11 protein-coding genes are annotated in these 11,793 nt (G+C 72.4%); 9 read left to right on the top strand and 2 right to left on the bottom strand.

Annotated elements, in window-relative coordinates:
• The first annotated feature begins 25 nt into the window (after positions 1-25).
• The 3 genes from OHT74_RS12080 (at position 26) to OHT74_RS12070 (ending at position 2,976) form a co-directional block, all read left to right on the top strand.
• Positions 26-682 carry a trimeric intracellular cation channel family protein gene (locus OHT74_RS12080; protein WP_266663502.1) on the top strand — a complete coding sequence of 219 codons (657 nt, stop codon included), beginning with the start codon at positions 26-28 and terminating at the stop codon, positions 680-682.
• A 58-nt stretch (positions 683-740) separates the two neighbouring features.
• On the top strand, positions 741-1,592 hold the full coding sequence (locus tag OHT74_RS12075; RefSeq protein WP_266663500.1) for a thioesterase family protein: 852 nt from the start codon (positions 741-743) through the stop codon (positions 1,590-1,592).
• Positions 1,593-1,812: 220 nt separating this feature from the next.
• Positions 1,813-2,976, top strand: a complete 1,164-nt coding sequence (locus tag OHT74_RS12070) for a cysteine desulfurase family protein (protein WP_328620243.1) — start codon at positions 1,813-1,815, stop codon at positions 2,974-2,976.
• Positions 2,977-2,982: 6 nt separating this feature from the next.
• On the opposite strand, the gene OHT74_RS12065 is transcribed toward OHT74_RS12070, so the two are convergent.
• Positions 2,983-3,666 (bottom strand): N-acetylmuramoyl-L-alanine amidase, encoded by a 684-nt coding sequence (locus OHT74_RS12065; protein WP_328620242.1) that lies wholly within the window; start codon positions 3,664-3,666, stop codon positions 2,983-2,985.
• 69 nt (positions 3,667-3,735) lie between these two features.
• Here OHT74_RS12065 and mnmA point away from each other — a divergent pair, with 69 nt between their 5' ends.
• Positions 3,736-4,872 carry a tRNA 2-thiouridine(34) synthase MnmA gene (gene mnmA, locus OHT74_RS12060; RefSeq protein WP_266663495.1) on the top strand — a complete coding sequence of 379 codons (1,137 nt, stop codon included), beginning with the start codon at positions 3,736-3,738 and terminating at the stop codon, positions 4,870-4,872.
• Positions 4,873-4,928: 56 nt separating this feature from the next.
• On the opposite strand, the gene OHT74_RS12055 is transcribed toward mnmA, so the two are convergent.
• Complete coding sequence (locus OHT74_RS12055) at positions 4,929-5,852, bottom strand: NADP-dependent oxidoreductase (protein ID WP_328620241.1); 924 nt, start codon at positions 5,850-5,852, stop codon at positions 4,929-4,931.
• Between the two features lie 133 nt (positions 5,853-5,985).
• On the opposite strand from OHT74_RS12055, the gene OHT74_RS12050 reads away from it, so the two are divergent.
• From OHT74_RS12050 to ligA, 5 genes are all read left to right on the top strand, one after another.
• Positions 5,986-6,975 (top strand): GlxA family transcriptional regulator, encoded by a 990-nt coding sequence (locus tag OHT74_RS12050; RefSeq protein WP_266663491.1) that lies wholly within the window; start codon positions 5,986-5,988, stop codon positions 6,973-6,975.
• A gap of 93 nt (positions 6,976-7,068) precedes the next feature.
• Positions 7,069-7,413, top strand: a complete 345-nt coding sequence (locus OHT74_RS12045) for a DUF1330 domain-containing protein (protein WP_328620240.1) — start codon at positions 7,069-7,071, stop codon at positions 7,411-7,413.
• A 75-nt stretch (positions 7,414-7,488) separates the two neighbouring features.
• Entirely contained in the window at positions 7,489-8,178 is a 690-nt protein-coding gene (locus OHT74_RS12040) for an SDR family oxidoreductase (protein ID WP_266663487.1), read from the top strand.
• On the top strand, positions 8,175-9,158 hold the full coding sequence (locus tag OHT74_RS12035) for a methionine synthase (protein ID WP_328620239.1): 984 nt from the start codon (positions 8,175-8,177) through the stop codon (positions 9,156-9,158). Before OHT74_RS12040 ends, OHT74_RS12035 begins: the two co-directional genes overlap by 4 nt.
• Before the next feature lie 31 nt (positions 9,159-9,189).
• On the top strand, positions 9,190-11,403 hold the full coding sequence (gene ligA, locus OHT74_RS12030) for an NAD-dependent DNA ligase LigA (protein WP_328620238.1): 2,214 nt from the start codon (positions 9,190-9,192) through the stop codon (positions 11,401-11,403).
• Positions 11,404-11,793 lie beyond the last annotated feature (390 nt).

Genomic DNA, 11,793 nt, shown 5'->3' with positions numbered 1-11,793 from the left:
GCCTGGCGAACGGCACAATGGGGCGGTGCTCCACGATCTCTTCCCGCCCGGGATCCAGCATGCCCTGGACCTCGCCGGCATCTTCGTCTTCGCCACCTCAGGCGCCCTGCTCGCCGTACGCAAGAACTTCGACGTGTTCGGCATCTGCGTCCTCGCGCTGGTCACCGCCCTCGGCGGCGGCCTCTTCCGCGATCTCGTCATCGGCGCCGTCCCGCCGGCCGCCTTCGGCGAGCTCAGCTTCTTCGTCACGCCGCTGATCGCGGCCGGCCTCGTCTTCTTCCTGCACCCCGAGGTGCAGCGGATCAACCGCGCCATCAACGTCTTCGATGCCGCCGGCCTCGCCCTGTTCTGCGTGACGGGCACGACCAAGGCGTACGAGTTCGGCCTCGGACTCACCGCGTCCGCCGCGCTGGGCCTGGCCACCGCCGTCGGCGGGGGCGTGCTGCGCGACGTGCTCGTCAACGAGGTGCCGTCGCTGCTGCGCGACCGCGAGATGTACGCCGTCCCCGCCATGGTCGGCGCCTCGATGGTGGCCGTGTTCATCGGTTTCGGCGTGCTCAACGCGATGACCACCGCCCTCGCGATCGTCACCACGTTCGTGCTCCGGCTCCTCGCCATGACCTACCACTGGCGGGCCCCGCTGGCCTGGAACCGCCGCTCCTCGGTGGCCGAAGAGCCGTAACCAGCATGTAGCAAAGGAAAGCTACCGCTTAGTAGCTTCGCGTTGTAGTGTCGAATTCATGGCATACGCAGCGGCCCAGGCAACCATCGGCGACAGCGAGTTCGACCGCGACACCACCGTCACCGCCCGCGCGGGCGAGCCCGGTGTGTACGACGCGGAACTCTCCGCCGGATGGACGATCATCACCGCCGTCAACGGCGGCTATCTGCTGGCCCTGGTCGGCCGGGCGCTGTCGGCGGCCCTGCCGCACCCGGACCCCTTCACCGTCTCCGCGCACTACCTGACCTCGTCGGTACCCGGCCCCGCGGTGATCCGCACCGAGGTCGTCCGGGTGGGACGCACCCTCTCCACCGGCCAGGCCTCCCTCTTCCAGTACGACGAGAACGGCGCCGAGATCGAGCGGATCCGGGTCGTCGCCTCGTACGGCGACCTCGCCTCCCTCCCGGACGACGTCCGCACCACGGCCGTCCCGCCGGTGATCCCGCCCTACGCCGACTGCCTCGGCCCGGAGGCCGGCCCGGCCCCGATCCCCGGCAGCAACGCGATCGTGGACCGGCTCCGGCTGCGGCTGGACCCGGCGACGGCGGGCTGGGCGCTCGGCGCGCCGTCGGGGAAGGGCGAGATGCGGGCCTGGTTCGAGCTGGCCGACGGCCGTGACGCGGACCCGCTCTCGATGCTGCTCGCGGTGGACGCGCTGCCGCCGACCTGCTTCGACCTGGGCCTGATGGGCTGGAGCCCGACCATCGAGCTCACCACCCACATCCGCCATCGCCCGGCCCCGGGCCCGCTGCGGATCTCCATCACGACCCGGAACCTGGCCGGGGGCTTCCTGGAGGAGGACGCCGAGGTCTGGGACTCCGCGGACCGCCTGGTGGCCCAGTCCCGCCAACTGGCCCGCGCCCCCCGCTGACCCGTCGGGGAGCGGGGAGTTCCGGCCGGGCCGGGTCGGATACGGCTCCGGCGGGGTTTGGGCAGTGGCCGTTCGGGGGCAGAGGCCCGAGCGGGGTCCCGGCAAGGCCCGCCGGGCGAGCCCGCCAGGGCGGGGTCGGCGGCTGCCGGGTGCGGCCCGGCGGGAGGCTGGACCCCGCGGGGTCCGGCCCCGTGGAGCGGACTCGTAGAATCGGGGGATCATGGCCTACCTCGACCACGCCGCCACCACTCCGATGCTCCCGGAGGCCGCTGCGGCGATGACCGCGCAGTTCGCCGCCACGGGTAACGCGTCCTCCCTCCATGCCGCCGGCCGCCGTGCCCGCCGTACCGTCGAGGAGGCCCGCGAGGCCCTCGCCGAGGCACTCGGCGCCCGCCCGAGCGAGGTGGTCTTCACCGCGGGCGGCACGGAGGCCGACAACCTCGCCGTCAAGGGCCTCTACTGGGCCCGGCGCGACCAGGACCCCGCCCGGACCCGGGTGCTCGCCAGCCCCGTCGAGCACCACGCCGTCCTCGACGCCGTCCACTGGCTCGGCGAGCACGAGGGCGCCCGGGTCGAGTACCTCCCCGTCGACCGGTACGGCCGCGTGCACCCCGAGGCCCTGCGGGAAGCCATCGCGCGCAACCCCGACGACGTGGCCCTGGCCACCGTCATGTGGGCCAACAACGAGATCGGCACCGTCATGCCGGTCCATGAACTGGCCGCCGTGGCCCGCGAGTTCGCCATCCCCCTGCACTCCGACGCCGTCCAGGCCTTCGGTCAGCTCGACGTCCGCTTCGGCCACAGCGGCCTCGCCGCGATGACCGTCAGCGGCCACAAGGTCGGCGGCCCGTACGGCATCGGCGCGCTGCTGCTCGGCCGCGACCAGAGCCCCGTACCCGTCCTGCACGGCGGCGGCCAGGAGCGGCACGTGCGCTCCGGGACCCTCGACGTGCCCGCCGTCGCCGCCTTCGCGGTGGCCGCCGTGATCGCCGCCGAGCGGCGCGAGCGGTTCGCCGCCGAGATCGGCGCGCTGCGCGACGAGCTGGTCGCCGCCGTGCTCCGGGAGGTGCCCGACGCCGTCCTCGGCGGGGACCCGGACGGCCGGCTCCCGGCCAACGCGCACTTCAGCTTCCCCGGCTGCGAGGGCGACTCCCTGCTGCTCCTGCTCGACGCCCAGGGCATCGAGTGCTCCACCGGCTCCGCCTGCACCGCCGGCGTGGCCCAGCCCAGCCACGTCCTGCTTGCCACCGGTACGGATCCGCAGCTGGCCCGCGGCACCCTGCGCTTCTCCCTCGGCCACACCTCCACCAAGGAGGACGTCGCGGCCGTCGCCGCCGCCATCGGCCCGGCCGTCGAGCGCGCCCGTACGGCAGGCCTCAGCTAAGGGCTGTCAGCCCGAGGCCTTGGCGGGGGAGGCCGCGAGCTCCGAGCGGACCAGGCCCAGGTACCGGTCCCAGTCCCAGTGGCGGCCCGGGTCCGTGTGGTCGGTGCCCGGGACCTCGGAGTGGGCCACTATGTGCGTACGGTCCACCGGTATGCCGTATCTGCGGCATATGTCGGCGGCCAGCCGGGCCGAGGCCGCGTACATCGCCTCCGTGAAGTCCTGCGGCCGGTCCACGAACCCCTCGTGCTCGATGCCCAGGCTGCGCTCGTTCATGGAGCGGTTGCCCGAGTGGAAGGCGACATCCATCTCGCGCACCATCTGCTCGATGCGGCCGTCCTGGCCGACTATGTAGTGCGCCGACGCCTGGTGGAACGGGTTCTTGAAGGCGTCCACCGAGGACGCGAAGCTGCCCTGCGTGACATGCACGACGATCCGGTCCACCCGGTAGTCCTCGGGCCGGTCCGCCATCCGCCAGTTCGCCGGCGAGGCCGACGTCCAGCCCGCGCCCATGTGGTCGACCTCACCCTCCTTGCGGGGCTTGCCCACGCCGGGCAGCAGCCACCAGGCACGCCGCAGCTCGTCCTGCCCGGCGATCGCCGCCACCGTGAAGACCCCGAGCCCCCCGAACAGCACCGCCCGGCGGGTCCTGCGCGGCGCAGCCTTCGGCGCAGCTTCGACCTTGCTCCCCATGTGATCCACCCCCTGTACCCGATAACGCGCTGTGACCCCGGGCGGTTCCCCCGTACTCTGGACGGTGCTATGACTCAGAACCTGCCGCGCACCGTCCGCCCCCTCCGCGTCCTGGCCGCCATGTCCGGCGGCGTGGACTCCGCCGTCGCAGCCGCCCGCGCGGTCGAAGCCGGGCACGACGTGACCGGCGTCCACCTCGCGCTCTCCGCGAACCCGCAGTCCTTCCGGACGGGCGCCCGCGGCTGCTGCACCATCGAGGACTCCCGCGACGCCCGCCGCGCCGCCGACGTCATCGGTATCCCGTTCTACGTCTGGGACCTCGCCGAGCGCTTCCGCGAGGACGTCGTCGAGGACTTCATCTCCGAGTACGAGGCCGGGCGCACCCCGAACCCCTGCCTGCGCTGCAACGAGAAGATCAAGTTCGCGGCCCTGCTCGACAAGGCCCTCGCGCTCGGCTTCGACGCCGTCTGCACCGGCCACTACGCCACCGTCGTGGTGCACGAGGACGGCTCCCGCGAGCTGCACCGCGCCTCCGACATGGCCAAGGACCAGTCGTACGTCCTCGGCGTCCTCGACGAAAAGCAGCTCGCCCACGCGCTCTTCCCGCTCGGCGACACCCTCACGACGAAGGACGAGATCCGGGCGGAGGCGGAGGAGCGCGGTCTGGCCGTCGCGAAGAAGCCCGACAGCCACGACATCTGCTTCATCGCCGACGGCGACACCCAGGGCTTCCTCGCGAACCGCCTCGGCAAGGCCGAGGGCGACATCGTCGACGAGGCGACCGGCCAGAAGGTCGGCACCCACGACGGCGCCTTCGGTTTCACCATCGGCCAGCGCAAGGGCTTGCGCATCGGCCACCCCGCTCCCGACGGCAAGCCGCGCTACGTCCTCGACATCTCGCCGGTGAACAACACCGTCACCGTCGGCCCCGCCGAGGCCCTCGACGTCAGCGCCCTGACCGCGATCCGCCCCCGCTGGTGCGGCTCCACGGCCGCGGCCCCGGGCACGTACACCGCGCAGCTGCGCGCCCACGGCGGCGAGACCGAGGTCTTCGCCGAGCTCGTGGACGGCGAGCTGAGGGTGCGCTTCGAGGAGCCGGTCCGCGGTGTCGCCCCCGGCCAGGCGATCGTGCTCTACGACGGCACCCGCGTGGTCGGCTCCGCCACCATCGCGACGACCACCCGGGCCACGGCCGCGTCCGTGTGACCGGGTCGTGGAAGTGTTCGCGAAGCCCCTGTGGCCGCCCTTGAGTCCCAGGCCGTCTAGGCGACCGTCAGGACGATCTTCCCGGTGGTCCGGCCCTGCTCGCCGATCTCGTGGGCCTTCGCGGCCTGCTCCAGCGGCAGCACCGTGTCGACCAGCGGCTTGAGCAGGCCGCGGTCGGCGAGGGACGCGATCTCCTCCAGGCCCTTGAGGTCCGGCTCGACGAGGACCCACGCGGCGTGCACGCCCTGCGTGTCGGCCGGGATGCCGTCCGGGCCCGGCAGGGTCACGAGGTGCCCGCCCGGCTTCAGCACCTTCAGCGAGCGCTGCCCGTAGTCCCCGCCGACCGCGTCGATCACGACGTCCACGTCCGAGACGGCGTCCTCGAAGTCCGTGGTGCGGTAGTCGAGCACCTCGTCGGCGCCCAGCTCGCGCAGCAGCTCGTGCTTGGCCGCGCTGGCCGTGCCGATCACGTACGCGCCGCGGGCCTTGGCGATCTGCACCGCAAGGTGGCCGACTCCGCCCGCCGCCGCGTGGACCAGCACCCGCTGCCCGGCCGTGACCCCGGCCGTGTCCACCAGGGCCTGCCAGGCGGTCAGCGCCGCCAGCGGCAGGGCCGCCGCCTGCACGTGGTCCAGGGAGGCCGGCTTGCGGGCGAAGTGCCGGGCCGGGGCGACCACGTACTCGGCGTAGCCGCCCGCCTGGCGCGGGAAGTTCGGCATGCCGTACACCTCGTCGCCCTCGCGGTACAGCGTCACGCCCGGACCGACCGCCTCGACGGTGCCCGAGACGTCCCAGCCGACCATCGGGACCTCGCCCCAGCTGATGAGGGCGCCGCTGGCCCGGGTCTTCCAGTCCGCCGGGTTCACGCCGGCCGCGTGGACCCGTACGAGGATCTCGTTCAGGCCCGGCTCGGGCCGCTCCATCTCGACCTCGGTGAGAACCTCGGGTCCGCCCCACTGGCTGACGACGATCGCACGCATGACTGTCTCCCTGGTGATCTTCGGTGTTGCTCGGGGTGCTCCGTGCCGGTTCTCCCGGCCGGTGACATCAGCTTGGCCATACCCGGCCCCGCGTGGTGTTGGCCGTACGGCCACCATGTGACAGGATCTGGCCATGCCCGGTTTGCATCGAATCGCCGTACTCGCCCTCGAGGGCGTCGCCCCGTTCGAGCTCGGAATGCCGTCGCGCGTGTTCGGCAACGCCCACGCGGAGGACGGCAGCGCGCTGTACGAGGTCACCGTCTGCACCGCCGACGGCCTGCCCGTGGCCAGTGACGCAGGCTTCACCATCGGCGTCACGGCCGGCCCCGAGGCCCTCGCCGCGGCCGACACCGTGATCGTCCCGCCCACCCACGCCATGCCCGGGCTCCTGCGCGGCGAGCCCCTGCCGCCGGCCCTCGTCGGCGCACTCGCCGCCATCCGGCCCGGCACCCGGACCGTGTCCATCTGCTCCGGCTCCGAGGTGCTCGCCGCCGCCGGGCTGCTCGACGGGCGGCGCGCCACCACGCACTGGGCGCACGCGCCGGAGTTCCAGCGGGCCTTCCCGCGCGTCCTCCTCGACGAGGACGTGCTCTTCGTCGACGACGGCGACATCCTCACCTCGGCGGGCGTCGCGGCCGGCATCGACCTGTGCCTCTACCTGATCCGCGCCGACCACGGCACCGCCGCCGCCAACCGCGCCGCGCGGCTGTGCGTCGTACCGCCGTGGCGGGACGGCGGGCAGGCCCAGTACATCGACCGGCCCGTCCCCGAACCCACCGTCGCCACCACCACCGCCACCCGCGCCTGGGCCCTGGAGCGGCTCGCCGAGCCGGTCACGCTGGCCGAGCTGGCCGCCCACGCCCGGATGAGCCTGCGGACCTTCACCCGGCGGTTCCGTGACGAGGTCGGCATGACCCCTGTGCAGTGGCTCACCGTCCAACGCCTCGAAGTCGCCCGCCAGTTGCTGGAATCCAGCGATCTCCCGGTCGACCTGGTCGCGTACCGGGCCGGCTTCGGCTCCGCCAACTCGCTGCGCCAGCACATGCGGACCGCCCTCGGCATCTCGCCGATCGCCTACCGCCGGACCTTCCGGCCCGGCACCCCGGCGGCCGCGGCGGCATGACCCCGGAGGTCATGGCCTTCGGCTCCCCGGCTTGGCAGGATCGGATCAACAGCCCGATCCGGAAAGCCACTTGAGAGCACGGAGGCCACGACCATGACCGCTTATGCCATCGCCCACATCCGGCCCGGGACCCTGAACGAGGAGATCCTCCACTACATCGAGGAGATCCAGCCGACGATGGACCCCTTCGAGGGCCGCTTCCTCGTCCACGGCGCGCAGGTCGAGGTCATGGAAGGCCCCTTCCCCGGGACCGTGGTGCTCCTCGCCTTCCCGGACATCGAGCGGGCCCGCGCCTGGTACGCCTCCCCCGCCTACCAGGCCCTGATCCCACTCCGCACCCGCCACATCCCGGGCGAGGTCATCCTGGTGGACGGTGTCCCACCCGGCTACGACGCCACGAAGACGGCGGCCCGCCTGCGCGCCGAAGCCGGTCTCTGACGCCCCTGCCGGGCGGGTCGGCCGGTGGCCGACCGGGGCCCGGATCAGCGTGCCGGGGGTGCGAGCATGGGGCGTATGGCTACTCACCTGATCACCGGTGCCGGGGCAGGCATCGGCGCCGCCGTCGCCGCACGGCTGCACGCCCGCGGCGACGACCTCGTCCTGCTCGCCCGCGACGCCGCCCGCGGCAAGCAGCTCGTCGAGCGCTACCCCGGCTCCCGCGCCCTCGTCGGGGACCTCGCCGACCCCGAACGGCTGTCGTGGGCCTTCTCCAAGCAGGCGATCCCGGAGCGGATCGACTCCCTCCTGCACATCGCCGGGATCGTCGACCTCGGCCCCGTCGGCGAGCTGCGCCCCAAGACCTGGCAGCAGCAGCTCAACGTGAACCTGATCGCCCCCGCCGAAGTCACCCGGCTGCTGCTGCCCACCCTGCGCGCCTCCCGCGCCACCGTGGTCTTCGTGAACTCCGGCGCCGGTCTCGCCGCCCACGCCGACTGGAGCGCGTACGCCGCCTCCAAGCACGGGCTCAAGGCGCTCGCCGACTCGCTGCGCGCCGAGGAGAAGCAGAACGGCATCCGCGTCACCTCCGTCTACCCCGGCCGGACCGCCACCGCGATGCAGGCCAAGGTCCACTCCCAGGAGGGCAAGGAGTACGACCCCTCCGCCTGGATCGACCCCGAGTCCGTGGCCACCACGATCCTGATGGCCGTCGACCTGCCGCGCGACGCCGAGGTCAACGACCTGAGCGTCAGGCCCGGCCGATGACCGCGAGCGCCACCGGCGTCGGCTCCCTCCCCGGCGGCGACGCCCGCGAGGCCGCCAAGACCGTCACCGGGTCCTTCGAGGAGTTCCCGTACCTGGCCGAGCTGCCCGCCCGCGGGCCCGGCGCGGACATGATCGGCCGCTCCCTCGGGCTGCTCGTCGACATGTACGCCCACGTCGAGCCCAGCGGCTGGCGGATCAGCGACCGCCCGGGACGGGACTCGAAGCGGGCCCGCTCCTGGCTGGGCGAGGACCTGGACGCGCTCGAGGAGTTCACCCAGAGGTACACGGGCAGGCTCAAGGTCCAGGCCGTCGGGCCGTGGACCCTCGCCACCGCCCTCGAACTGCACGGCGGCGAGGCCGTGCTCCAGGACGCCGGCGCCTGCCGCGACCTGGCCGGATCCCTCGCGGAGGGCCTGCGCGACCACCTGGCCGACGTACGGAGGCGCATCCCCGGCGCCGACATCGTGCTCCAGCTCGACGAGCCGTCCCTGACCGGGGTGCTGCTGGGGCGCGTACGGTCCGCGAGCAAGTACCGCACGTACCGGGCCGTGGACCGGCAGGTCGTCGAGGGCACCCTGCGCGAGCTGTTCGCCGTCCACGACGGGGAGGTCGTCGTCCACTCCTGCGCCCCCGAGGTGCCCTTCGGGCTGCTCCGGCGGGCCGGCGCCACGGGCGTGTCGTTCGATTTCTCCTTGCTCACCGAGCGCGAGGACGACGCCATCGGGGAGGCCGTCGAAGGCGGTACGAAACTCTTCGCCGGAGTGGTGCCGGGCACCGACGCCCCGTTGTCGGACCCTGCCGGTAGCGTCATGGGTGTCAGGAAGCTTTGGCGCAGGCTGGGGCTGGCCCCGGGGACTCTGGCGGAGTCCGTCGTGGTCACCCCGTCATGCGGTCTGGCGGGCGCCTCGCCCGCCTACGCCCGCGCGGTGCAGGCGCACTGCGTCAGGGCGGCGAGGTCGCTCGCCGACAACCCTGAGTGACGTAAGCAGACGGGCCACGGGAGGACACGGCATGGCAGCCGAACAGAAGCAGGCCGGCGACGGCACGGCCGCACCGGCGGCGGTGCGTGAGCAGCACGCGCTGCTGGCCGAGCAGGTCGAGGAGCACCGCTTCCGGTACTACGTGAACGACCAGCCGGTCGTCAGCGACGCCGAGTTCGACAAGCTGCTGCGCTCGCTGGAGGCGCTGGAGGAGCAGTACCCGGAGCTGCGCACGCCCGATTCGCCCACCCAGAAGGTGGCCGGGGCGTACGAGACGGACTTCGCGTCCGTCGAGCACCGGGAGCGCATGCTCTCCCTCGACAATGCCTTCGACGACGAGGAGTTGGCGGCCTGGGCCGAGCGGGTGGCCCGGGACGTCAACACCCCCGATTTCCACTACCTGTGCGAGCTCAAGGTGGACGGCCTCGCCGTCAACCTCACCTACGAGAAGGGCCGCCTGACCCGGGCCGCCACCCGCGGCGACGGCCGCTCCGGCGAGGACATCACGCCCAACGTCCGCACGATCGCGGACATCCCGGACCGCCTCAAGGGCGACCGGGTCCCGGAGCTGGTCGAGATCCGCGGCGAGGTCTTCTTCCCGATGGAGAAGTTCGAGGAGCTCAACGCCCGGCTCGTCGAGGCCGGCGACAAGCCCTTCGCCAACCCGCGCAACGCTGCGGCCGGTTCGCTGCGCCAGAAGGACCCGAAGGTCACCGCCACCCGCCCGCTGCACATGGTGGTGCACGGCATCGGCGCGCGCGCCGGCTTCGACATCGACAAGCTCAGCCACGCGTACGAGCTGCTCAGCGAGTGGGGCCTGCCCACGGCCCGGCACAACAAGGCGGTGTCCTCGCTCGCGGAGGTCCGCGAGTTCATCGCGTACTTCGGCGAGAACCGGCACTCGGTGGAGCACGAGATCGACGGCGTCGTCGTCAAGCTCGACGAGATCCCGCTCCAGGGCCGCCTCGGCTCCACGGCCCGCGCCCCGCGCTGGGCGATCGCCTGGAAGTACGCCCCCGAAGAGGTCAACACCAAGCTGGTGGACATCAAGGTCGGCGTGGGCCGCACCGGCCGGGTGACCCCGTACGCGCAGGTGGAGCCGGTGACGGTGGCCGGCTCGGAGGTCGAGTTCGCGACCCTGCACAACCAGGAGGTCGTCAAGGCCAAGGGCGTGCTCATCGGGGACACCGTGGTGCTGCGCAAGGCCGGCGACGTCATCCCCGAGATCCTCGGCCCCGTGGTGGACCTGCGCGACGGCACCGAGCGCAAGTTCGTCATGCCGGCCGAGTGCCCCGAGTGCGGGACGGCGCTGCGGCCGATGAAGGAGGGCGACATCGACCTCCGCTGCCCCAACGCCCGTACCTGTCCGGCGCAGTTGCGCGAGCGGCTCTTCTATCTGGTCGGCCGCGCCTGCCTGGACGTCAAGAACTTCGGGTATGTCGCCTCGGCCGCGCTCACCCAGCCCCTGGAGCCGTCGGTCCCTCCGATGGCGAACGAGGGCGACCTCTTCAGCCTCACCCTGGAGCAGCTGCTCCCCATCACGTCCTACGTGCGGGATCAGGACTCGGGTCAGCCCAAGATCGATCCGAAGACCGGCGAGCCGAAGGTCGTCACCTTCTTCGCCAACAAGGAGGGCGAGCCCAAGGCCAACACGCTGGCCATGCTGGCGAACATCGAGGCAGCCAAGAGCCAGCCGCTGGCCCGCGTGATCAACGGTCTGTCGATCCGTCACGTCGGCCCGGTCGCGGCGGCGGCGCTCGCCCGCGAGTTCCGCTCGATCGAGCGGATCGAGCAGGCGACCGAGGAGGAGCTGGCCGCGACCGACGGCGTTGGCGCGATCATCGCGGCCTCGGTGAAGGAGTGGTTCGCCGAGGACTGGCACCAGGAGATCCTGCGCAAGTGGCGGGAGGCCGGTGTCCGGATGGAGGAGGAAGGTTCCGGCGAGGAGGAGGGCCCGCGCCCGCTGGAGGGCCTGACCGTCGTCGTCACCGGCACTCTGCAGAGCCACACGCGGGACGGCGCGAAGGAGGCCCTGCAGAGCCGCGGCGCCAAGGTGACCGGCTCCGTCTCGAAGAAGACCTCCTTCGTCGTGGTCGGTGAGAACCCGGGCTCCAAGTACGACAAGGCGATGCAGCTGAAGCTGGCCGTCCTCGACGACGCGGGCTTCGCGGTGCTCCTCGAACAGGGCCCCGACGCGGCACGCGAGGCGGCGCTCCCGGTGGACGGCGCCGCCGAAGCGGAGTAACAACCCCTGAACGACACGGCGGGACGCGTACGGGAAAAGCGGCACAGGCGAACGGATGCGTGGTGTGCGGCCGTACGGGCGGGCGCACGCCCGGCGCAACGCCCGGTGGTAAAAGGCTGGTACAGGGCTGTTCGCAGGGCGGTGACCTGTCGGATCATCGGATGGGTGACCCGAGGATCCTGGTCCAAACTCACCCGTTCGGCGGATACCGTACTGATGAGGATGGCTGGGTCGCATTCGGGCAACCGCCGCCGACCGCTGCCCCTGGGAGCCTCTCGCGTCCTACTGTTGAGGGGTGCGCCTGTCGTGCACGGCTGCGTGATGCGATTCCAGCCGTGATGGCATGACATCGGGGCCATCGCGTGGCATCGGCATTGCCGGCTGTGAGAG

The organism is Streptomyces sp. NBC_00354, from assembly GCF_036106915.1.
In the GTDB taxonomy this organism is placed as follows: Bacteria; Actinomycetota; Actinomycetes; order Streptomycetales; family Streptomycetaceae; genus Streptomyces.
This window is presented reverse-complemented; position numbering and strand designations above follow the sequence as displayed.